Here is a 22,349-nt window from a genome sequence, read left to right on the forward strand (position 1 = left end):
TGTCATTCCCCGCCCTCCCGAATGGCCGATTCGACCTCACCGACCCCACCGGCCGCCGGCGCTTCGGAGCGACCCGTCTCCGGCCGGAAGGCCTCGTCGCGGATCGACCGCAAGCGGTGCAGCACCTTGTTCTCGCCGCGGCCGAAGTAGTCGTGCAGCAGCGCGTACTCGGCGTAAAGCCGGTCGTAGACGGCGGCATCGGCCGGATTCGGCTGCCACACGTCCTTCTCGACGCGGCCCATGGCCTCGGCGGCCGTCGCGACGTCGGGGTAGGCGCCCGCGGCCACCGCTGCGTGGATCGCCGAGCCGAGCGCCGGCGCCTGCTCCGACGAGGCCACGCTGATCGGCCGCCGCAGCACATCGGCGTAGATCTGCATGACCAGCGGGTTCCGTTTGAGTCCCCCGGCCGCGACGAACTCGGTCACCGGAACGCCCGCGGCCTCGAACGTTTCAACGATCTTCCGTGTGCCGAAGGCCGTCGCCTCGATGAGCGCCTTGTAGATCTCGAACGGCCGGGTGGCCAGCGTCAGGCCCGCGATCAGACCCGAGAGGTGGTGGTCGACCAGCACCGACCGGTTGCCGCTCTGCCAGTCGAGCGCGACCAGGCCGTGCCCGCCCACCGGCTGCTCGCCCGCCTGGCGCGAGAGCAGGTCGTGCACGCTGACGCCGGCCGCGCGGGCCTCGTCGTGCACATAGGGCGGAACGCCGTTGTCCACGAACCAGCCGAAGATGTCCCCGACGCCGCTCTGCCCCGCCTCGTAGCCGTACAGCCCCGCGAGAATGCCGCCGTCCACGACCCCGCAGATGCCCGGCACGGCCGCCCGCTCCGACGAGTTCATGACATGACAGGTCGACGTGCCCATCACGAGCAGCATCTGCCCGGGCGCGACGGCCCGGGCGGCCGGCGAGGTCACGTGGGCGTCCACGTTGCCGACGGCGACCGCGATTCCCTCGGGCAGCCCGGTCCATTGCGCCGCCTCGGCCGTCAACCCGCCCGCGCGCTCGCCCAGCGCCGAGATCGGGTGGGCGAGGCGGGTATCGGCGAAGTCGGCGAACCCGGGGTTGAGCTCGGCCAGGAAGCCCCGGGCGGGATACGTACCGTCCTGATAGATGCCCTTGTAACCGGCTGTGCAGGCGTTGCGGGTCTCCTGCCCGCAGAGCTGCCAGATGATCCAGTCGGCCGCCTCGATCCAGCGCTCGGTGCGCGCGTAGACCTCGGGGTCCTCCTCGAGCAGCTGCAGCGCCTTCGCGAACTGCCACTCCGACGAGATCTTGCCACCGTAGCGGTCGATCCACGGCTCGCCGCGGCGGTGCGCCAGCTCGTTGATGCGATCGGCCTGCGGTTGCGCCGCATGGTGCTTCCAGAGTTTCGCGTACGCGTGCGGTCGTGCCTTGAACGTGTCGAGCGCGGACAGCGGGGTGCCGTCGGCCAGCGTGGGCAGCACCGTGCACGCCGTGAAGTCGGTCGCGATCCCGATGACGTCGGCCGGGTCGATGCCCGCCGCCGCCACCGCCTGCGGGACGGCTGTCCGCAACACCTCGACGTAGTCAGCGGGGTCCTGCAGCGCCCAGTCGGGCCGCAGGCGTTCCCCGGTGGCAGGCAGGGTCCGCTCGATCACGCCGTGCGCGTATTCGTGCACGGCGGCGCCGACCTCTTCGCCGTCGCTGACCCGGACGACGACGGCGCGCCCGGACAGCGTGCCGAAGTCGACCCCAATGGTGTAGCCGGACATGTTCACTTGGCCTTTCTGGTGACGAGCCGCTGCAGGACGATGAACGCGAAGAGCAGGATCCCGACGACGATCCGCGTCCACCACGAGTTGAGGTCGCCCTGGAACGTGATGATCGTCTGGATGAGGCCGAGCACCATCACGCCGAGCACCGTGCCCAGCACGTATCCCGAGCCACCGGTCAGCAGCACCCCGCCGATGACCACGGCGGCGATCGCGTCGAGCTCGAGTCCCTGGCCGTGCAGGCTGTAGCCCGAGGACGTGTAGAAGCTGTAGAGCACGCCGCCCAGCGAGGCGCAGAATCCGCTCAGCGTGTAGACCGCGATGCGTGTGCGCCCGACCGGCAGGCCCATCAGCAGCGCCGAATCGGCGTTGCCGCCGATCGCGTACACGTTGCGCCCGAACCGCGTCCAGGCCAGGACGATCGCCGCGATCAGGACGACGATCGCCGCGATCACCACGTTGAGCGAGATGAACACCCCGTCGTCGAACCGGAACCTCTTCTGGGCCATCTGGGTCCAGAACTCGTTCGTGATCGGGATCGAGTTGCGGTCGATGAGCAGGGCCAGGCCGCGGGCCAGGAACATGCCGGCCAGCGTGGCGATGAACGGCTCCACCTTGAAGAAGTGGATGACCGCGCCCATGCCGAGGCCCATCACGGTGCCGATCAGCAGCACCAGCGGCAGGACGACCCCGGCCGGCCAGCCGGCGGTCAGCAGGGTGGCCGCCACGGTGGTGGTCAGGGCGATCACGGCGCCGACGGACAGGTCGATGCCGCCGGTGAGGATCACGAACGTCATGCCGACGGCCACGACCAGCAGGAACGCGTTGTCGACGAAGATGTTCAGGAAGACCTGGGTGTCGCCGAAGCTCTCGTAGTTGTAGACGCCGATCGAATACATGACGATCAGCAGGGCCAGGGTGGCCAGCACCGGGATGTGCTTGGTGTTCGGCCGGTAGACCCGTCGCCCGCCGAGGATCGAGCGGTTCTTCTGGGGCGTGGGTGGGGTGCTCACGTCGATCACGCCGGAACCTCCGCTCTCCTGGTGCCGAATCTGCCGAAGACCTTGGCGCGGAACGTGGCCGACTGGGCCAGGCAGAGCACGATCACGACGACCGCCTTGAACAGCAGTGTCGTCTCGACCGGCACGCCCACGCTGACCGCGGTGATGTCGAGGGTGGTGATGATGACCGCGCCGAGCACGCTGCCCGCGATCGAGAACCGGCCGCCGGTCAGCGCCGTGCCGCCCAGGACGACCGCCAGGATCGCGTTGAGCTCGATCAGGTTGCCGGCCGCGTTGCTGTCCGCACTGGACACGTCCGAGCTGTAGATCAGGCCCGCGACGCCCGCGAAGGCGGCTGCGAACACGTACACCATGATCGTGATGCGGCGCGCGCGGATGCCGGCCAGCCGGCTTGCCGTGGGGCTGCCACCGACCGATTCCAGAAGCAGTCCCAGGGCCGTACGCCGGGTGAGCGCGACGGTCAGCCCGACCGCAGCCGCGGCGATGAGGAACGAGACCGGCACGCCGAGGAAGTAGCCGGCGCCGATGACCCGGTAGGGCGCGGAGTGCACGTTCAGGATCTGCCCGCCGGTGATCAGCTGGGCCACGCCGCGGCCGGCCACCATGAGGATCAGCGTCGCGATGATCGGCTGGATGCCCAGCACCGCGACCAGGAACCCGTTCCACAGCCCGAAGACCAGGCACAACGCGATCGCCGCGCCGACCACGAGCAGCACCGGGCCGACCGCGTCGGGATTGCTGAGATCGCCGATCAGCAGACAGGCCAGCGCGCCCGAGATCGCCATCACCGACCCCACCGACAGGTCGATGCCGCCGGTCGAGATCACCAGCGTCATGCCCAGCGCGACCAGCACGAGCGGGGCGCTCCGGCGCAGGATGTCGATCAGCGAGCCGTACAGGTGCCCGTCCTGCAGCGTGATCGTGAAGAAGTTGTTCGAGAAGATCAGATTGCTGGCCAGCAGCACCACCAGGACGGCGGTGGGCCAGAACAACCGGTGTTTCAGCAGTGTCGTCATGACGTGGCTCCGCTGGCGATGGTCTGCATGATGCGGTCGGCGTCGACGTCATCGCCGTTCTCGAGCTCCTCGACGAGCCGCCGGTCGCGGAGCACCTCGATCTTGTGGCTGAGCCGGAGCACCTCCTCGAGCTCGGCGCTGACGAACAGGACGGCCATGCCGCCGTCGGCGAGCTGGGCCACCAGCCGCTGGATCTCGGCCTTGGCACCGACGTCGATGCCACGGGTGGGCTCGTCGATGATCAGCAGCCGGGGCTCGGTGATCAGCCAGCGGGCCAGCAGCACCTTCTGCTGGTTGCCGCCGGAGAGGTCGCGGACCAGGCGTTCCGGGTCGGCCGGGCGGATCTGGAGCGCCTTGATGTACTGGTCGACCAGCTCGTCCTGCTTGCGGCGCGGGATCGGCCGGGTCCAGCCGCGGGCGGCCTGCATGGCCAGGATCATGTTCTCCCGGACGGTCAGCTCGCCGAGGATGCCCTCGGTGCGCCGGTTCTCGGACGAGAACGCGATGCCCTCGGCCATGGCCTCCCGCGGCGTCTTGACGGCGTGCGGCTTGCCGTCGACCAGCAGTTCGCCGTGGTCGGGGCGGTCGGCCCCGAAGAGCAGGCGGGCCAATTCCGTACGACCGGAGCCGAGCAGACCGGCCAGGCCGACCACCTCGCCGGCGTGGATGGTGAGGTTGAACGGGGCGATGGCGCCCGTCCGCCCGAGCGCGCGGGCCTCGACGATCGGGGTGCCGCGCTCGCCGGACGTCGAGTCCTTCGCCTGCCCCTGGATCTGCTCGAGGGCCGCCAGATCCTTGCCGATCATCTTGCTGACCAGTTGCATCTGGGGCAGTTCGGCGGTGCGGTACTCGCCGATGAGCCGGCCGTTGCGCAGCACCGTCATCCGGTCGGCGATCTCGTAGACCTGGTCGAGGAAGTGGCTCACGAACAGGATCGCGACGCCGTCCTCCTTGAGCCGCCGCATGATCGTGAAGAGCTGCTCGACCTCGGAGGCGTCCAGGCTGGACGTGGGCTCGTCGAGGATGAGCACCTTGGTCCGGCCGACCTCGGTCGCGCGGGCGATCGCCACCATCTGCTGGATGGCCAGCGAGAAGCTGTCCAGCTGGGCCGACACGTCCAGGTCGAGGTCGAGCCGGGCCAGGCTGACCTCGGCCCGCCGGCGCATCTCGGACCACTGGATGCGCCCGAACCGCCGCGGCTCACGGCCGATGAAGATGTTCTCGGCCACCGACAGGTTGGGGCAGAGGTTGACCTCCTGGTAGACGGTGCTGATACCGGCCTGCTGCGCCTGCAGCGGCCCGGTGAACCGCACCTTCCGCCCGGCCAGCTCGATGTCACCCCCGTCGATGTCGTACACGCCGGTCAGCACCTTGATCAGCGTCGACTTGCCCGCGCCGTTCTCGCCCATCAGCGCGTGGATCTCGCCGGGTAACAGCCGGAAGTCGACGCCGTCGAGGGCGACGACGCCGGGGAAGATCTTCTTGATGCCGGTCATCTTCAACTGCTCGGCCATGTGGGCTCCGTTCAGCGGTGGGCCGCCCGGCGTGCGGACGGCCCACCGGCCGCTGACTCAGTACTTGCGGGACGGGAGAGCTTCCTTGGCCTGCTCCGGGGTGAACGTCGTCTCCTCGGTGAGCACGCGCTGCGGGATGGTCTCGCCGGCCTTCGCCTTCTTGACCAGGTCCATCAGCTGTGGCCCGAGCAGCGGGCTGCACTCGACGATGAAGTTGATCTTGCCGTCGGCCAGGGCCGTCATGCCGTCCTTGACCGCGTCCACGGTGATGATCTTGATATCGGTGCCGGGCTTCTTGCCGGCCGCCTCGATCGCCTCGATGGCGCCCAGGCCCATGTCGTCGTTGTGCGCGTAGAGCACGTCGATGTCGGGCTGCGACTTGAGGAAGGTCTCCATCACGGCCTTGCCGTCGGTCCGCGTGAACTGACCGGTCTGCGAGGCGACCACCTTGAACTTGGGCTCGCTCTTGATGACGTCGGCGAAGCCGGACTTGCGGTCGTTGGCCGGAGCGGCGCCCGGCGAGCCCTGGAGCTCGACGATGTTGACCGTGTCGGTCTTGCCCTCGTACTCCTTGACCAGCCACTCGCCGGCCTTCTTGCCCTCTTCGACGAAGTCCGAGCCGATGAAGGACTTGTAGAGCGTGGTGTCCGGGTCGTCGATCGCGCGGTCGGTCAGGATCACCGGGATGTTGGCGTCCTTGGCCTCCTTGAGCACGGTGCCCCAGCCGCTCTCGACCACCGGCGAGAAGGCGATGACGTCGACCCGCTGGGTGATGAAGTTGCGGATCGCCTTGATCTGGTTCTCCTGCTTACCCTGGGCGTCGGAGAACTTGAGGTCGATGCCGGACGAGGCGGCCGAGTCCTGGATCGACTTGGTGTTGGCCGTACGCCAGCCGCTCTCGGCGCCGACCTGCGAGAAGCCGAGCGTGATCTTGTCGTCGCCGCCCGAGCTGCCGGAACCGGAGCCGGCATCGCTGTCGCCGCCGCAGCCCGCGACCGCCGAAACGAGCAGGAGCCCGCCGGCCACCGCGATGGAAAGTCTCTTGAGCACTGAATCCTCCTGATGTGAAGGCGCGCGTGTTAACGTTCACAGAGCTGAGTTCCGGCGCCGCGTGGGGATGACGGGCAACCGGCGGATGAGGGTCTGTCGTTGCGGCGAGTCGCTGCGGCGTCACCCTCAGGACTCGCGTTCCGGAAGTGTTACCGTTCTCATCACGCGAGTCAAGCCTTCAACACCGGTTTGTTACCGACTCATTGCCGAATCGCACAAGGTGCTGGAAGACGTGTCCGGGATAGATGGACACAGCTCCCCTCAGCCTTACACTGTGCGCGCTCACATCGGGCATTGTCACCGCGGACTCGGGGGTACCTTTGGCATCCAGAAAGCCCGCCACCGACGGCGTCCCCGCCGCGACGAGCCGGCCCCGCCTGACTGTCATGCGCGACGTCGCCAAACTCGCCGGCGTCTCGCACCAGACCGTGTCGCGGGTGCTGAACAACCACCCCAACGTGCGTGACGCGACCCGCCAGCGCGTGCTCGACGCCATGCGCTCGCTCAACTACCGCCGCAACCTGGCCGCCCGCACCCTGGTCACCCGGCAGTCCGGCACGCTGGGCATCATCGGCTTCGAGACCACGCTGTTCGGTCCCGCTTCCATGCTGTACGGAATAGAGAGCGCCGCCCGGGACGCCGGCTACCTGGTGAGCATCGCGTCGGTGCGCGACCTCGACCGGCGCCAGGTCCTCGAGGCGGTGGACCGGCTGACCCAGCACTCGGTGGACGGGGTCATCGCCATCGCGCCCAAACAGTCGGTGAACCAGGCCCTGGCCCAGGTTCCACCGTCGTTGCAGTGCGTGGCCGTCGGCGGCGCGGGCGAGTCGGATGCGGCGCCCACGGTCTCGATCGACAACGCGGCGGGCGCCCGCCTGGCCACGCAGCACCTGCTGGACCTGGGCCACGCCACGGTCCACCACGCGGCCGGACCGTCCGACTGGCCGGAATCGGCCGAACGCATCGACGGCTGGCGCAGCACCCTGTACGCGGCCGGGGCGGTCGTGCCCGCCGTGGAACACGGCTGGTGGGACGCGGAATCGGGCTACGCCCAGGGCAGCGCGATGGCGAAGGACCCGAACGTGACCGCCATCTTCTGCTCCAACGACCGGATCGCGCTGGGTGTGCTCCGGGCGTTGCACGAGGCGGGCAAGCGGGTGCCGGAGGAGGTGAGCGTGGTCGGCTTCGACGACATGCCGGACTCCGGCTTCTTCGTCCCCCCACTGACCACAGTCCACCAGGATTTCGCCGAACTGGGCCGGCGCAGCCTGGCCCTGCTGCTGGAACACATGACCACCACTCCCGCTGCCGACCCGCAGCCGCCGCAGCGTGTCCTGCTCACCCCGCAGTTGGTGCTGCGCACCAGCAGCGGCCCGCCGCCCTCGCCAACCTCCCCCGCCGTGCCGCCCTCCCCGGCCTCGCCGCCCGCGGCCTCGCCCTCCCCGGCTTCGCCGGCCTTGCCGCCCTCCCCGGCCGGGCGTGACGGCAGCTCGCACCTCCGCCCCTGACCGACCCTTTTATCAAGGTCTGGTCCGCTGGGAACGCTCCCGCCGGGACGATCCCGGCCCGCGCCGGCAGCGATGCCCTGTGATTTCTGCGGCGCGGCGTACCCGCACGTCACGGGCATGGGTGCGCACGGGATATCCTGCCCGCAACCAGTGGATGCGGGGTACGGGTGAGCGTGAAGCGCGGACGGCCGCCGGGCATGATGGACGTCGCCCGGCTGGCGGGAGTGTCGCACCAGACCGTCTCCCGGGTGCTCAACGAGCATCCCAACGTCAGCGAGCCGACCCGGCTCAAGGTGCGGGCGGCGATCGCCGAGCTGGGGTACCGCCCCAACCGCACGGCGCGGGCACTGGTCACCGGCACGTCGAAGGTGATCGGTGTGGTCGCGCCCAACACGGCGCTCTACGGCCCGGCCTCGATGCTGACCGCCTTCGAGCAGGCGGCGCAGGACAGCGGCTTCGCGGTCAACGTCGGCAGCGTGCGCAGCCTCAACGAGCGTTCGATCGCCGACGCGGTCGAACGGCACCTCGACCAGCGCGTCGCCGGCCTGGTGGTGATCGCGCCCGTGGCGAGCGCCGGCCCTGCCCTGGCCCGCCTGCCCGACGACATCCCGCTCGTCACGATCGACGGCGACCCCGAGCGGGCCAGCACCCTGGTCACGGTCGACCAGGTGGCGGGCGCCCGCGCCGCGACCGAGCATCTGCTGGCGGCCGGCCACTCCACGGTCTGGCACATCTCCGGCCCGGCTGACTGGTTCGACGCCGCGGGCCGGGTGCGCGGCTGGGAAGACGCGCTGCGCGCCGCCGGCGCCGAACAGCCGCCCCTGCTCACCGGCGACTGGAGCGCCGAGTCGGGCTACCGCAACGGCAAACTGCTGGCCCGTCTGCCCGAGGTGACAGCGGTCTTCACAGCGAACGATCACATAGCGCTGGGCCTGCTACGCGCCCTGAGCGAACACGGCCGCCGCGTGCCCGAAGAGATCAGCATCGTCGGCTTCGACGACGTTCCCCAGGCGGCGTACTACACGCCCCCACTGACCACCGTCCGCCCCGACTTCGACGCGGTCGCCACGGCCGGCGTGGAACTCCTGCTGGCCCAGATCGAATCCGGCACCGCCGACCTGGCGGCCCGCCGCACGATAGCCCCCACCCTGGTAACGCGGGACAGCGTCGCACCCCCGCCGCCGCGCTGACCCGGCCGGCCAAATTTTCCCGGTGACCTGTTCCAACCGCTGCGTGATCTGTTAGCGTTAACAGGTCTCACTACGGGTATTCCTAGGCCTGTGGCGCTGACATCGGAAGAGAGGACCCGGTTGGGGCCATCAAGGGGAGGATGGCCCCACTGGGTGCGTCTCCGGCGTGCATGCCGGCAGACCAACCCGGCGTAACGCCGTCGCCAACCAGCGCGGGACGCCAGATCAACCGGCCGCCTGAGGCGAATCAGCGCACCGCGGCTCGATCTCGACAGAGCAGCAGAGCGACCCGACCAGTCACCGTCGGTCGATCAGCGCGGGTCGTCGGCTGTCCTCAGGCCGGCGGACTGGGCCAGCAGGCCGGCCTGGGTGCGGTTGGCGCAGCCCAGCTTGTCGAACAGGTGCGAAACGTAGCCCTTCACCGTTGCCTCGGACAGGGACAGGCGGCCGGCGATCTCGGCGTTGGACAGGCCGTCGCCGACCGCGGTCAGGACGTCGCGCTCGCGATCGGTCAGGTCGGTGACGCGGGCCCGAGCGGCTTCGCGCTCCTCGTGTGCCGTCGCGGACGCTGCGACCAGCCCGTCTCTCGCCACCGGGGACAGGACGGCATGGCCCCGCGCCGCCACCCGGATCAGATCGAGCAACTCCCCCGGCGGCGTCGACTTGACCAGGTAACCCGCCGCCCCGGCCCGGAGCGCGCGGATGACGTGCCCGTCGGCGTCGAACGTGGTCAGCACCAGCACCACCGGCGGATCAACCAGCGCCCGGATGCGCTCAGTGGCCGCGAGCCCGTCGACCCCCGGCATCCGCAGATCCATGAGCACGAGATCGGGCCGTTCCCGCACGACGGCCTCGACCGCCTCGGCGCCGTCCGCCGCGGTGCCCACCACGACGACATCGGGCGCGGCGGACAGAATCGTGCCGAGATGCCGGCACACCAGCGGCTCGTCGTCGACGATCACCACCCGCAGCCGGCTCACGACGTTCCCCGCTCGGCCGTGACCTTCACCGGCATCACCGTCTCGAGCCGGAAGCCGCCCGCGCCGTCCGGCCCGACCACCAGCGTGCCGCCGATCGACTCGACGCGTTCGCGCAGCCCGGCCAATCCGGCTCCGTTCCCCCGGGCCGATCGCGACGAACGCCCGGCGCCATTGTGGACGACGATGCGGACGTGCTCGGGGAGGTATTCCGCGTCGACCCGCACCGGCGCCCCGCCGGCGTGCTTGCGGGCGTTGGTCAGGGCCTCGCGCACCACGCGGTAAGCCGTGCGGCCCGTGACCCGGGACAGCATCGACGGCTCGCCCGCGGTGACCAGCGCGACCTCTTGCCCGGCCCGGCCGGCCTCGTCGACCAGGTGCGCCAGCGGGGGCAACGGCGCCTCGTCGAGCGGCGCCTCGGCGGACCGGCCACCCCGCCGGAGCACGCCGACCAGTTCCCGCAGCTCGTCGAGCGCCAAGGCGCCGTTGGCGCGCAGGTCTTCCGCGGCCCCTCGGGTGTCGTCGTCGGGCGCCCGTACCGAGAGCGCGCCAGCCTGCAATGTCATCAGCGTGACCCGGTGGGCGACCAGGTCGTGCAGTTCGGTGGCCAGGCGGGCGCGTTCCTCGGCCCTCGCCCGCTCGGCGCGCCACCACTGTTCGCGTTCAGCCCGTTCGGCCCGCTCGCCGAGCAGTGCCATCTTGCGGCGGCGGGCCGCCAGGTAGAGCGCGAACAGGGGCGCGACCGCGCTGTGCAGCAGGCCGTTGACGACGAAGCTGGTCGTCGGATCCCACGGCCGCACGCTGACCAGGGTCAGCAGGCCGATCAGAGCCCAGACGGCAGCCGACCAGACCGGCGGCACGCCACGCTCGGTGATGTTCTCGATCACGACCGACAGGGCGAGCGGGATCCAGGCGCTCACCGAGAGCAGGGCCTCGCCCACTGTCAGCGGGGCGGCGAACGCCACCAGCGTCTGCGCGATCGCGGCGAGCACGATCGTCAGCGCCGCGCCCGCCGGGCGGCGGCGCCGGACCAGGACGACGGCCGAGGTCACGACCTGGAGGGCTACGAACACCCACGCGTACGAGAGATCGGCCTGCGAACCGGCGACGAGAGCGGTGACCACGCCGCCGAGCACCGCTGCCACGACGAGCACGGTCAGCAGCACCCCGTCGATGAGACCGTCACGCCGCTTCATGGGCCCGACGCTACCGGGCTCGGCGGGAGGGCGGACCCTACCAAAGTAGGGGCTCGGCACGTACTTTCTCCGCTGCCGCCGACCGGCCGCCGTCGGGCTGAATGGGAGCCGACAACGACGAAGGGAGAACGTCATGACAACGATGACGAGGCGAGGGCTCCTGGGCGCCGCCGCGGGCGCCGCGGCAGTGATCGCCACCCCGGCCGCGGCGCCCGCCGAGGGCCGGCGCGGCCGCGCGGTCACCACGTTCGTGCTGGTCACCGGCGCGAACGGCGCGTCGAGCGGCGATGCCGAGCTCACGCTGCGCGGCCATCGCACGGTCGGCGTCGAGCTGCCCGGCCACGGCGCCGCCGCCGGCCAGTTCCGCCGTTCCTACCAGGCCCCGCAAGACCTGGCCGCGCTGGCCACCGAGCGATCCCCCATGGCCGGCATCACCCTGGACGACTACGTCGCGGCCACGGTGACCGTGGTCCGCCGGGCCGCCCGGCTCGGCCCGGTGATCCTCTGGGGCGGCAGCATGGGCGGCGCCACGGTCAGCCGGGTCGCCAACGAGGTGCCGAGGCTGATCAGCCGGCTGGTCTACAGCTCCGCCTTCTGCTGCGTCGACCTGCCGGCGATCGGCGACTACCTGCAGACCCCCGAGGCCGCCGGCACCCTGATCCTCGAGCTGGGCGGCGCGTCGCTCGCCGACCCGGCCGTCATCGGCGCGACGCGCACGAACTTCCGCACGAACGACGCCACCGTTCTCGCGAAGATGAAAGAGGCGCTCTGTGCCGACGCCACCGAGGCCGAGTTCATGGCGATGCTCAACGCCTCCCAGCCCGACGAGTCGACCCAGGTTCCGCTGGCCGACGCGCGCGGCCACAAAGACACGTGGGGCACCATCCCGCGCACCTACATCCGGCACACCCGCGACCGCCTGATCCCGCTGCCGCTGCAAGACAGGATGATCGCCGAGGCCGACCGGCTCACTCCGCACAACCGGTTCGACGTGCGCTCGGTCGCCACCTCCCACGCGGCCGACGGCGCGGGCTGGGCCGCCTCGGTCGAGATCCTCGACGAGTTGGCCCGCCGATGACCCGCCGCTCAGGCGACGACGGGGCTGCGGCGCTCGAGGAAGACGACGTCTCGCCAGCGGTTCTCCCGAGCCGCGTGGCGGGCGACCCGCTCCCGGATGCCGACCGTGCGGAAGCCGCACGACCGGTGCAGAGCGAGACTGGCCTCGTTCTCGGGAAAGACGCCGGACTGGATGGTCCAGATGCCCGCCGCCTCGGTCGAACGGATCAGCGCCGCCAGCAGGGCGCGGCCCACGCCGCGGCCCTGGGCAGCGGGGTCGACATAGAGGGAGTGCTCGACGACGCCGGCATAGACGGGCCGCGACGACACCGGGGTGACGGCCACCCACCCCAGCACCGCGCCGTCGACGCCGGCCGCGATGTGCCGGTGGCCGGCGAGCCGGCCCGCGTCGAAGGCCTCCCACGACGGCGCCGCGGTCTCGAAGCTGGCGTTCCCGCCGTCGAGCCCGGCCTGATAGAGCGCCAGCACGGTCGGCCCGTCCGTCGCCAGCATGGGCCGGATGGTCAAGTCGCGAGTCATGGGGGTGCTGTCCACTTCTCTACTCTGCCCCGTGCGGCGGGCCAGGAAGCGACGCACCGCGCCGATCACGCGGGCGCCGCCGCCTCGAACCGCAGCCGGCGGTCATCGGAGTTCACAGGGTCCACGCGGGCTCATGTCCGCCGGCGGCGTGGTCTTTCATCGCCAGGAACGCAGGACCCACTTGCGGACAAGCGGCGGCACCACCCACGAATAGACGCAGAACGCCAGCCAGACGAAGCCCAGCAGGCCACCCAGCACGGGCAGTCCGATCGCGCGCAGGCCGATGATCAGCGTCACCGCGACCAGCCAGGTCTTCAGCGCGCCGAACCGCAGAATGGGGCGCAGCGGTCGCATGAGCGGGTGGCGGGCCACGCGCAGCTCCATCGCGGACTCGGCGAACACCTGCTCGGTGGGACGGGCCGCGGCGGCCTGGCGGAAGCCCTCGTAGGCGGCATCGACGTGACCGCGGGCCGCGCTCGTGCCGCCCAGCAGCGCGTGGGCGACCGGATTGTCCGGGTGGGCGCCGACGAACTCGCGACTGATCCGCTGAGCCTCCCGGTCGTCGCCACGCGCGTGCGCCAGCTGGATCCGGGTCGCATAGACCACCGGCGCCTGCGGCGCGCGGGCGGCGGCCAGATCCACCAGCTTGCCGGCCTTCTCGAGCTGGCCGTCACCCGCGCACAGGTCCGCGTACGCGCACAGCAGATCGACGTCGTTCGGCGCGAGCGCCAGGCCGTCGAGGAAGGCCCGCTCGGCCTGCTGGTCACGCCTCGCCTCATGCTCGGCCCGGCCCAGCCAGAGCAGCAGGCCGGGATCGGGCCCGTTGGCGGCCAGGGCGGCCCGGGCGGCGTCGCCCACCTCGGTCCAGCGGTCGAGCTGGCTGAGCGCGGCGCACCGCAACTGCATCGCGTACGAGCCCGTGACCTCGTTGGCCGGAAGCATCGACAACTGAGTGAGCGCCTGCTCGGGGCGCCCGGTCGCCAGCAGCGCCTGCGCGTGGTGCAACGTCGCGTTCATCGGACCAGCACCGCCAGCAGCACGGCCTCGAGCAGGCCGCAGACGATAGCCGCGGCGAATCCGGGGCCGATCAGCCGGGCCGGCTCGCGACCGCGCAGGGTGGCGACCCGGAACGGGCGGCGTTGCAGGGACAGCACCACCAGCCACACCAGCAGGCCGCACACGGTGCCGGCCAGCCGTACGGTGGAATTGCCGTCGGTGAAGGCGCCCACCGTGGCCCGTGCGGCGAAACCGGCCACGCCGGCGCCCGCGATGGCGAGCAGCTGCCCGGTCGGCAGGGCGAGACGGTGCCCGTTGAGCAGGCCGAGCGTGGCCGCGGCGAGGGGACCGCCGAAGAAGGCGGGATAGACGATGGACTCGGGCCGCCACGGCGGTTTGCCCGGCGCCGGCTGGTCGCGGATCGTCGGGCGGAACAGGTCGTCCTGCATGGGCTTTCCCCGCTCTCGTTCGCCCGGCGCCGGTCCGCTCCGTGCGCGCGGGCCAGCTTATCGGGGCGGGACACGTCGGCCGAGTTCGCGCCCCGTTCCTTCACGGCTCCAGCCGGGCACGCAGCGCCCGTCCGGGACGACACGAGCACGCGGCGGCCTGTTCGCACGAGCCGGAACTAAGCATGTAGCCGACGGTGTCGTCCGTAACTGGCGGCTCCCGAGCAGGCCAGCCCTCGGAAGGGCCGCCGGAGTTACGGGCGATAGTTCTGAGCAGGGGTTTAGGCGAGGGCTCCGGCCAGCTCGCGGCGGGACGTGATGCCCAGCTTGGCGAAGACCTTGCGCAGGTGCCATTCCACGGTGCGGGGGCTCAGGAACAGCACCGCGCCGATTTCGGGGTTGGTGCGGCCGGCCACGGCCAGGCGGGCGATCTGCGATTCCTGCGGCGTCAGCTCCTCGCGGGCCGATGTGCCCCTCTTGCGGACGGTCTCGCCCGTCGCGGTGAGCTCGCGTCCGGCCCGCTCGGCGAAGCCGGCCGCGCCCATCGACGAGAAGGACTCGTACGCGATCCGCAATTCGCTGCGAGCCTCGGCGCGCCTGTTCTCGCGGCGCAGCCATTCGCCGAACAGCAAGCGCGCCCGCGCCACCATCACGCTGAGCCGATCCGCCGGCAGCAGCTCGATCGCCTCACGGAAGTACCTCTCGGTGCGCGTCGGCGGCCCGGCCAGCGCGTCGGCCAAGGACTGGATGCCGGTCGCCCAGTTCGTCCCGGCCGGGCCCGTCCGCTCCCGCAGCCGCTCGGCTGCCTCGGCCGCCTCCGCCGCCGAACCCGACCGCGCGGCTGCCTCGATCAACTCGATGAGACCCCAGTGCCAGAAACCCAGGTCCTCGTACGCGATGGTCTGCCGGGCCACGTGCAACGCCTCCGGATAGCGGCCGAGACCGTTGTAGAGCACCGCTTTGTTGTGCCCGGCCAGAGCGACCAGCCGTCCCTCCTCCCGCGCGAGGGCGTCCCTCTCGATCGGCTCCATCAGGTCGAGCGCCTGCCGCTCCGCACCGCGGTAGGCAAGCAGATTGAGCGGGCCGGACGGTTGCGCGACCAGGCCGGTGGCCCGCCCCAGCGTGTCCGCCTCGCCGACCAGCTCGGACGCCTCGTCCAGCCGGCCGGCCAGCACCAGGGCGCCGGCCCGGAACGTGAGCATCGCGGGCAGCATCGAACGTATGCCGGTTTCGCGCGCGAAGCCGGCTGCCTGCGCGGTGAGCCGGTTCCAGGCCTGGTCGTCGAACAGCTCGTGGGCGACCGGCACGCCGATCCAGACCAGGCCGAGGTTCTCGCGGGCGTCGAGCGCGGCCAACGCCCGCGTCAGCGGCTCGACCGAGGCCGGGAAGCCGTCGAGCACCCAGGTGGTCAGCCCGGTCAGCAGCAGGCCGGCCGGGTCGTCGCCCGGTGCGACGGCGCGGGCCGCCTCGGCCACCAGCCGGGCATCGCCGTCGCCCAGCCGACCGGTGTGCAGGGCCGCGCCCAGCGCCGACAGGTACGTCTCGCGGGCGGCAGGCAGATCCAGTTCCTCGAGGCGGCGGGCCGCGGCTACCAGCGCCCGCGCCGCGTCGCGGCCGTGATTGAGCCAGAACGCGGCCTGGGCCCGCAGTCGTTCGACCCCGGCCTGACCGAGCGGGTCGAGCGGGCCGATCTCGGCCGCGGCCAGCAGCTCGGGCACGCGGGCGGGCGCGCCCGCCAGGAAATGCGCCCGCGCGGCGGCCAGCGTCCGGGTGGCGCGGGGCTTGGGGTCGGGGCTGAGCTCGGCCGCGCGTTCCAGGAAGGCAGCCGCTGCCGCCCGGCCGCCCCGGCTCAGCGCGCGGTCGGCCGAACGCTCGAGCTCGTCGGCGACCGCCGCGTCGGGGCCGGCGGCGGCGTGGGCGAGGTGCCAGGCGCGGCGGTCCGGCTCCTGGTGCGGGTCGAGGACGTCGGCCAGCGCGCGGTGCACGACCCGCAGGGCGGCGGCATCGGTCGACCGCCAGCTCGCCGACCGTACGAGGGGATGACGGAACCGGACCCGGGCGCCGAGCTCGATCAGCCCGGCCGCCTCGGCCGGCCCCGCGGCGCCGGGCGGCACACCGAGGCGTTCCAGGGCACGCCACAGCAGCGGCACGTCCCCGACGGGTTCGAGGGCGGCCGCCACCAGCAGCGTCCGCGTCTCGGCCGGCAGCTCGGCGATGCGGCGCTGGAAGTCCTGGTCGAGGCGGCCCGCCACCGGACCCGGACCGGGACCGCCGAAACCGAAGGCCAGCTCGGCCGGGGTCAGGCCGCGCGGCAGCTCGAGCAAGGCCAGCGGGTTGCCCTGCGTCTCGGCGACGATCCGGTCGCGCACGCGCTCGTCGATCGGGCCCGGCAGCACCGTCTCGAGCAGGGCGCGCGCGTCGGCGTCGGGCAGGCCGGCCACCCGCATCTCGGGCAGCCCGGTCAGCAACCGCTCGTCGCCGGGGCTGCGCGCGGCGAACACGAGCGCGACCGACTCGGCGTCGAGACGGCGGGCCACGAACGTGAGGATCACCTCGGACATGCGGTCGAGCCACTGCGCGTCGTCGACCACGCAGAGCAGCGGCTCGTCCGACGCGGCCTCGGCGAACAGGCTCAGCACGGCCAGGCCGACGAGCAGCGCGTCCGGCGCCGGGCCCGAGGCCAGCCCGAACCCGACCGCCATCGCCTCGCGCTGCGGCTCGGGCAGCCGGTCGAGGTGGCCCATCAGCGGCGAGCAGAGCTGCTGCAGACCCGCGTACGCGATCTCGGTCTCCGACTCGACACCGGCCGCGCGGACCGCCGGCCCCGGCGCGGCGCTGCTCAGATGGTCGAGCAGGGCCGTCTTGCCGGCGCCGGCCTCGCCCCGCAGCACCAGGACCCGGCTCCGACCGCCGCGCACGTCGGCCAGCAGGCGATCGAGCTCGGCCAGCTCCCGGCGGCGCCCCCGCAGCGTTTCCGTCGGCACGTGGTCACTCCTTCTGATCGTCCCCGGCCGCCACCGCGGCGGAAGCGTCGTCCCCGCCCGCCGTCGCGACCGAAGCGTCGTACCCGCCCGCCGTCGCGACCGAAGCGTCGTCCCGGGCCGCCCGTGCGGCGATCCGGGCCACCTCGTCCACCGTGAGCGCGATGATCGGCTCTTCCGGGCCGCCCGCAGCCAGCCCGCGCTCGACGTGCCCCACGTAGTAGTCCGTGGCGACACGCTGGTCGAGCGCTTCGTTGAGTGCCTCGGCGATCCGCTGAGCCAGTTCGTTCATCATGACCGCCAACGGTAGGCCCCGCCGGGCCTCAGGGCGTCGCCGGGACGATTCGGTCCCACTGGTGGTCGACCAACTCGGCGGAGCAGCATCTGCCCTCGCGGTCCCGCGGCCCGGCCAGCAGGAAGTCCGCCTCGTCACGATGCTCCGCCGGCACCAGCAGGGCGATGAGGTTCTCCAGCTCGGGTGGGGTGTCGCGGATGCGCTCGCGCACCGTGTCGCCGGCCAGGAAGCGTACGAAATAAGCCGCATGCACCAGGTGCCGCTGCCGGCGGCTCTCGTCGAGCGGCAGGAATTCGAGCAGGACACTCCGCACGATGTCGCGTGGGCTCGGAACGTCACCCAGCGCGGCGACCTGACTCCGCCGCCCGAGCCACGTCGACTGATTCGGCGGCCGCGCCGACGTTGTCGACACGGCCACCGAAGGCTTGGGGTTGGTCAGGCGGGCTCGGGCTCGCGGCGGTCCTGTTCGGCCGTACGGGCCTCGGCCTCCTCGATGATGCGGCGCTCCTCCGCGGCGTTCTTGCGGTGCTGGCTGAACGAGTAGACCAGCGCGGCCGCCCACACGACGTAGATGACGGCGTAGATGCTGTAGCGGACACCGTCCGACGCGTCGATCCAGTCCGAACGCAGCAGGGTGCGGCTGTTGGTGAGGATGATCACGCCGCCGACCGCGGCGCCGAGCACCCGCGGGGGGATGTGCCGGACCAGCCAGGCGGCGATCGGGGCGGCGATCACGCCGCCGATCAGCAGCGCGGCCACCCAGGTGAAGTCGATGTTCTCGGAGCCGAGCCCGAACAGGAAGCCCAGGCTCGCGGCCACCGCCACCAGGAACTCGCTGGTGTCGATCGAACCGATCGTCTTGCGGGGCTCCAGGCGGCCGCTGGCCAGAATGGCCGGCGTCCCCACCGGCCCCCAGCCGCCGCCACCGGTCGAGTCGACGAAGCCGGCCACCACACCCAGCGGGGCCAGGAACCGCTTGCGCAGCGGCAGGCCCAGGCGCCCCTTGGGCAGGCCCATCGTGGTGAAGCGAATGAAGACGTACAGACCGAGCGTCAGCAGGATCAGCGCCATCAGCGGGGCCGCGGTCTCGGTGGACAGCCCGGACAGGAACGTAGCGCCCGCGAACGCGCCGACCGCGCCCGGCACACCGATCCGGAAGACGACCTTCCAGTCGACGTTGCCGAACTTCCAGTGCGAGACACCGGAGACGAGCGTGGTGCCGATCTCGGCCAGGTGCACGGTGGCCGAGGCGGCGGCCGGGTTCGTGCCGATGGCCAGCAGCAGCGTGGTCGACGTGACGCCGTACGCCATGCCGAGGCTGCCGTCGACAAGTTGCGCTCCGAGGCCGACGAGGGCTAGGAGGATCAGCTTTCTCATGGTCGCTCCAGTCCAGGCGCGTGTGGGGACGAATGTTGGGTGCGCCTATAGTGCCTACCATTTCGATAGGAGAACGGGCAAGAGCATCTCACCTCCGCGGCCCGTTGTCACGCCCGGCCCCACGACACGCCGACCGAGATGCCCGGATCGTCCGCGTCCCGCGCCTGGGCGTCCACCACGAGCACAGAGAGCATGAACGTGATCGGTCAAGCCGCCGTCCGGTGCGGGCGCGGCGCTGACCGGGCCGCCGTGGAGCGCGGCGCCGGTGAGCGAGACGGCGTCGCCTACTTCATGACGAGCTACCTGAGACGACTGTCAGAACGGCGCCGAGAAGCGGTGCGCTCAGCCGAGTTCCTCAGGCGGCGCGGCTGCGCCAGAGGAGCCAGACGAAGTAGGGGGCGCCGATCAGGGCCGTGACCAGGCCCGCCGCCAGTTGGTTGGGGGCGATGACCGTACGCCCGAGGGTGTCGGCCACGCAGACCAGCAGGGCGCCCAGACCGACCGACACCGGCACCATCCGGGCGTGTGAGGCGCCGACCAGGGCGCGGGCCGCATGCGGCGCCACCAGGCCCACGAAGGCCAGCGCGCCCACCGCCGTCGCGGCGGCGGCCGTCAGCACCGCGGCCAGGGCCAGGAACACCAGGCGGGCGCGGTTCAGAGGCACGCCCAGCAGGCGGGGCACGTCCTCGTCCAGCGCGACCAGGTCGAGCGTGCGGCTGGCGGCGAGGGTGAGCGGCAGGGCCACGATCAGCATCAGGAGCACGGGAACGACCTGGCTCAAGGTCCGGCCGTACGTGGAACCGGCCAGCCAGGTCAGGGCCACGCCCACGTTCCACGGGGAGACGACGACCACGACGAGCGTCGTCACCGCGGTGGCGGCCGCGCTCACGCCCACGCCGACCAGGACGATCCGGTCGGACGACAGGCCCCGGCTCGCGGCCAGGTGGTAGACCAGCGCGAACGTGGCCAGCGCGAACAGCGTCGCCGCGCCCATGATGGGCCAGCCGCCGACGCCGGGGAACAGCAGCACCACCAGCACCGCCCCCACGGAGGCGCCGGGGGTGACACCCAGCAGGCTGGGTTCGGCGAGCGGATTGCGGGCCACGGCCTGGACGATCGCTCCGGCCAGGGCCAGCGCGGCCCCGCCCAGCAGCGCGGCCAGCACCCGCGGCCAGCGCTGGTCGAGCACGAAGCTGACCTGGCGCCCGGCCGTCCCGTTGAACCAGTTCATGACGTCGCCGAGCAGGATCAGGCGGTCGCCCAGCAGCAGCGCCGTCACGAACGCGGCGACTACGGCCACGCCGAGCACGATGCCGACCGCGATCACCCAGGCGCGGGTACGCACCGAGCCGTTGGCGCCGCGCGCCGGAGCCGCCGCCGGGCCGCCGTCGCGCAGGCGGCGGGCCAGCCACACGAGCACGAGCGCGCCGGCCAGGGTGGTGACCACGCCGGTGGGCACGGAGATGGCCAGCGACGACGGGATGGCCAGGCGCAGCAACACGTCGGCCGCGACCACGACCAGCGCCCCGGCCAGGCCGGCGAACGGCAGCAGCAGCACGTGGGCGCCCAGGCCGGGCACGCGGCGGGCGGCCAGCCGGGCGATGACCGGCGCGCACAGGCCGACGAAGCCGATCGGGCCGGCCACGATGACGCCGGTCGCGGCGAGCAGCACCGCGCAGCCGATCGACAGCACCCGCGTCCGGCGGACGTCGACGCCCAGCACGCGGGCCGAGTCGTCGCCGAGGCCGAGCACGTCGAGCCGGTGGGCGAGCAGCATGGTGGCCAGCACGCCGACGGCCACGACGGGCGCGGCCAGCGTGACGTTCTGGGTTCCGGACTGGACGGTGGTGCCGCTCCCCCACGCGAACAGGCCGATCGTGTTCTGCTGGAACAGCATCAGCAGCAAGGTCGTCAGCGCGTTCAGGGCCAGCGCCACGGCCGAGCCGGCCAGCACGAGCCGGGTCGGGCCGGCCGCGCCGCCCCGCGAGACGAGCAGCACCAGACCCGAGGCGAGCAGGCCGCCCACGAAGGCGACGGCGCCGCCGGCGAGGAACGGCAGGGAGATGCCGAACGCGGCGACGGCGACCACCGACACGTACGCGCCGGCGTTGACGGCCAGAGTGTCGGGCGAGGCCAGCGGGTTGCGCGCCACCGACTGCAGCACCGCGCCCGAGATGCCGACCGCGAGGCCGACCAGCAGGGCGGCGAACAGCCGGGGCAGGCGGCTGGCCACGAGCACGGCCACCGCCTGCGACCGCGCGTCGTCTGCCGCCGAGCCGGGCAGGATGGCCCGCACCAGCTCGGCGACACTCAGTGCGGCGGTGCCCTGCGTGAGGTGCACCGCCGACAACACGAGCAACAGCGCGACCGCACCGGCGAAGACCGCTACGACCCCGTACGTGGCGGAGCTCTTGACCTCAGCCGCAGGAAGGGTGGCGGTGGTCACGCGCTCAGTGCGGCGGTGAGCGCGTCGACGAAGGCGGTGGCCGAGGCCGGGCCGCCGAACATCCAGATGCCGTCCGGGATGCGCTTGACCTTGGATTCCTTGACGAATGGGAGCTGCTTCCAGACCGCGTTGCTCTTCAGCGCGTCGGTGAAGTCGCCGCCGTCGGCGTCGTTGGCCACGTAGACGAACGTCGTCTGAGCGTCCGTGATCTTCGTGAGGCCCTCGACGTCGGTCTGCGCGAGGCCGTAGTCCTTGTCACCGCCGCTGGTCCACTGGTTCTCCAGGCCCAGCTCCTTGGCGATGCCGCCGAAGAACGAGTTCGGCGTGTACATGCGCAGCGACACGTTGCCGGACTCGACCCAGCCGTCGGTCATGACGAACGGAGCGCCCGCCCTACCCGCCTTGGCCAGGGCGTCCTTGCCCGCGGCGATCTTGGCGTCGAAGTCGGTGAGCAGCTTCTCGCCCTGGGTCCGGGTGCCGGTGGCCTGCGCGAGCGTGGTCACCGTCTTGCGCATGTAGCCGATCGGGTCGGCGCCGTCCGAGCCGCGCAGGGTGAGGACCTTGGTGATCTTGGCGATCTGCTGGATGACGTTGGCCGGCAGGTCGCTGGTGGTGACGACCAGGTCGGGCTTGAGCGCGGCGATCGCGTCGAGGCTGGGCTCGCCACGGGTGCCGACGTCGGGGGTGCCGGCGTCGATCGGGGCGCTCTTGTCCCAGGCGTTGTAGCCCTTGACGTCGGCCTGGCCGACCGGCTTCACGCCCAGCGCCACCAGGTTCTCGGTGAGGCCCCATTCGAGGGAGACGACGGCCTTGGCGGGCGCGTCCAGGTGCAGCGGGCCGCGCTCGTCGGTGAGGTCGACCGGGCCGCTCGAGGGAGCGGCCGATCCGGCGCCGGCCTCGTCGGCCGGATCTTCGGTGGTGCCGCAGGCGGCGAGAACCATGACGGTCAGGGCAGCGGCGAAAGCCCGGCGGGTAAGCGCCATCAACAAATACCTTTCAGAGGGTT

The 22,349-nt window shown here is 71.9% G+C and carries 19 protein-coding genes; 3 read left to right on the forward strand and 16 right to left on the reverse strand.

Annotation, left to right across the window (positions count from 1 at the left end; translation table 11 throughout):
* Positions 1-2: 2 nt before the first annotated feature.
* From araB to LXN57_RS08060, 5 genes are read right to left on the reverse strand one after another with little or no spacing between them, the layout of a single operon-like run.
* Complete coding sequence (gene araB / locus LXN57_RS08040) at positions 3-1,733, reverse strand: ribulokinase (RefSeq protein ID WP_251797636.1); 1,731 nt, start codon at positions 1,731-1,733, stop codon at positions 3-5.
* A gap of 2 nt (positions 1,734-1,735) precedes the next feature.
* Positions 1,736-2,755 (reverse strand): galactofuranose ABC transporter, permease protein YjfF, encoded by a 1,020-nt coding sequence (gene yjfF / locus LXN57_RS08045; RefSeq protein ID WP_251797384.1) that lies wholly within the window; start codon positions 2,753-2,755, stop codon positions 1,736-1,738.
* Positions 2,752-3,771, reverse strand: a complete 1,020-nt coding sequence (locus LXN57_RS08050; protein ID WP_251797385.1) for an ABC transporter permease — start codon at positions 3,769-3,771, stop codon at positions 2,752-2,754. Before LXN57_RS08050 ends, yjfF begins: the two co-directional genes overlap by 4 nt.
* The gene (locus tag LXN57_RS08055) at positions 3,768-5,285 is read right to left on the reverse strand and encodes a sugar ABC transporter ATP-binding protein (protein ID WP_251797386.1); all 1,518 of its coding nucleotides are present in this window, start codon (positions 5,283-5,285) and stop codon (positions 3,768-3,770) included. The genes LXN57_RS08050 and LXN57_RS08055 overlap by 4 nt, the downstream gene beginning before the upstream one ends.
* 57 nt (positions 5,286-5,342) lie before the next feature.
* Complete coding sequence (locus tag LXN57_RS08060) at positions 5,343-6,335, reverse strand: ABC transporter substrate-binding protein (protein ID WP_251797387.1); 993 nt, start codon at positions 6,333-6,335, stop codon at positions 5,343-5,345.
* 386 nt (positions 6,336-6,721) lie between these two features.
* Between LXN57_RS08060 and LXN57_RS08065 the strand changes: the two genes are divergently transcribed.
* Complete coding sequence (locus LXN57_RS08065) at positions 6,722-7,843, forward strand: LacI family DNA-binding transcriptional regulator (protein ID WP_251797637.1); 1,122 nt, start codon at positions 6,722-6,724, stop codon at positions 7,841-7,843.
* A 197-nt stretch (positions 7,844-8,040) separates the two neighbouring features.
* Positions 8,041-9,033, forward strand: a complete 993-nt coding sequence (locus LXN57_RS08070; protein ID WP_221374786.1) for a LacI family DNA-binding transcriptional regulator — start codon at positions 8,041-8,043, stop codon at positions 9,031-9,033.
* Positions 9,034-9,344: 311 nt separating this feature from the next.
* Here the strand turns inward: LXN57_RS08070 and LXN57_RS08075 are convergent, their stop codons facing one another.
* Both LXN57_RS08075 and LXN57_RS08080 read right to left on the reverse strand, forming a co-directional pair.
* Positions 9,345-10,013: a response regulator gene (locus LXN57_RS08075; RefSeq protein ID WP_251797388.1), complete on the reverse strand. Its 669-nt coding sequence runs from the start codon at positions 10,011-10,013 to the stop codon at positions 9,345-9,347.
* Positions 10,010-11,206, reverse strand: a complete 1,197-nt coding sequence (locus LXN57_RS08080; RefSeq protein WP_251797389.1) for a sensor histidine kinase — start codon at positions 11,204-11,206, stop codon at positions 10,010-10,012. The genes LXN57_RS08075 and LXN57_RS08080 overlap by 4 nt, the downstream gene beginning before the upstream one ends.
* 133 nt (positions 11,207-11,339) lie before the next feature.
* Here LXN57_RS08080 and LXN57_RS08085 point away from each other — a divergent pair, with 133 nt between their 5' ends.
* Positions 11,340-12,284, forward strand: a complete 945-nt coding sequence (locus tag LXN57_RS08085) for an alpha/beta hydrolase (RefSeq protein ID WP_251797390.1) — start codon at positions 11,340-11,342, stop codon at positions 12,282-12,284.
* Positions 12,285-12,292: 8 nt separating this feature from the next.
* Here LXN57_RS08085 and LXN57_RS08090 read toward each other — a convergent pair whose 3' ends face one another.
* The 9 genes from LXN57_RS08090 to LXN57_RS08130 form a co-directional block, all read right to left on the reverse strand.
* Positions 12,293-12,775 carry a GNAT family N-acetyltransferase gene (locus tag LXN57_RS08090; RefSeq protein ID WP_438872849.1) on the reverse strand — a complete coding sequence of 161 codons (483 nt, stop codon included), beginning with the start codon at positions 12,773-12,775 and terminating at the stop codon, positions 12,293-12,295.
* Positions 12,776-12,958: 183 nt separating this feature from the next.
* Complete coding sequence (locus tag LXN57_RS08095) at positions 12,959-13,819, reverse strand: tetratricopeptide repeat protein (RefSeq protein ID WP_251797392.1); 861 nt, start codon at positions 13,817-13,819, stop codon at positions 12,959-12,961.
* Complete coding sequence (locus LXN57_RS08100; RefSeq protein WP_251797393.1) at positions 13,816-14,247, reverse strand: hypothetical protein; 432 nt, start codon at positions 14,245-14,247, stop codon at positions 13,816-13,818. The genes LXN57_RS08095 and LXN57_RS08100 overlap by 4 nt, the downstream gene beginning before the upstream one ends.
* A 278-nt stretch (positions 14,248-14,525) precedes the next feature.
* Complete coding sequence (locus LXN57_RS08105) at positions 14,526-17,228, reverse strand: helix-turn-helix transcriptional regulator (RefSeq protein WP_251797394.1); 2,703 nt, start codon at positions 17,226-17,228, stop codon at positions 14,526-14,528.
* Between the two features lie 4 nt (positions 17,229-17,232).
* Positions 17,233-17,520 (reverse strand): hypothetical protein, encoded by a 288-nt coding sequence (locus tag LXN57_RS08110; protein WP_251797395.1) that lies wholly within the window; start codon positions 17,518-17,520, stop codon positions 17,233-17,235.
* Positions 17,521-17,548: 28 nt separating this feature from the next.
* On the reverse strand, positions 17,549-17,932 hold the full coding sequence (locus tag LXN57_RS08115; RefSeq protein WP_251797396.1) for a hypothetical protein: 384 nt from the start codon (positions 17,930-17,932) through the stop codon (positions 17,549-17,551).
* A 23-nt stretch (positions 17,933-17,955) separates the two neighbouring features.
* Positions 17,956-18,897: a sulfite exporter TauE/SafE family protein gene (locus tag LXN57_RS08120; RefSeq protein ID WP_251797397.1), complete on the reverse strand. Its 942-nt coding sequence runs from the start codon at positions 18,895-18,897 to the stop codon at positions 17,956-17,958.
* Between the two features lie 355 nt (positions 18,898-19,252).
* On the reverse strand, positions 19,253-21,343 hold the full coding sequence (locus LXN57_RS08125) for an iron ABC transporter permease (protein WP_251797398.1): 2,091 nt from the start codon (positions 21,341-21,343) through the stop codon (positions 19,253-19,255).
* Positions 21,340-22,326 carry an ABC transporter substrate-binding protein gene (locus LXN57_RS08130; RefSeq protein WP_251797399.1) on the reverse strand — a complete coding sequence of 329 codons (987 nt, stop codon included), beginning with the start codon at positions 22,324-22,326 and terminating at the stop codon, positions 21,340-21,342. Before LXN57_RS08130 ends, LXN57_RS08125 begins: the two co-directional genes overlap by 4 nt.
* Positions 22,327-22,349: the final 23 nt, after the last annotated feature.

It is taken from the genome of Paractinoplanes hotanensis (assembly GCF_023717965.1).
In the GTDB taxonomy this organism is placed as follows: domain Bacteria; phylum Actinomycetota; class Actinomycetes; order Mycobacteriales; family Micromonosporaceae; genus Actinoplanes; species Actinoplanes polyasparticus.